The 298-nt window shown below is 37.6% G+C and carries 1 pseudogene; it reads left to right on the plus strand.

What is annotated here, in order from left to right:
* Nucleotides 1-241: pseudogene (locus C1E99_RS11210) on the plus strand (sugar ABC transporter permease); the annotation flags it as partial.
* Between the last annotated feature and the right edge of the window lie 57 nt (nucleotides 242-298).

The following is a 298-nucleotide window of genomic DNA, read 5'->3' on the forward strand; positions in this document are numbered from 1 at the left end:
CACCTTCAACTTCAACAACTTCTCTATCATCTACCTCTTCAACAATGGTGGTCCTGGTAGCGTCGGTGGTGGAGCAGGTTCAACTGACATCTTGATTTCATGGATTTATAAATTAACCACAGGTACATCACCTCAATACTCAATGGCGGCAGCAGTTACATTGATTATCTCAATGATTGTCATCAGTATTTCCATGATTGCCTTCAAAAAACTAAATGCTTTTGAAATGGAGGATGTATAAGATGAAAGTATCTGTAAAATTTAGACGTAGAATCAATCAGACCTTAACCTATCTCTA

The organism is Streptococcus suis (assembly GCF_002964045.1).
GTDB lineage: Bacteria > Bacillota > Bacilli > Lactobacillales > Streptococcaceae > Streptococcus > Streptococcus suis_U.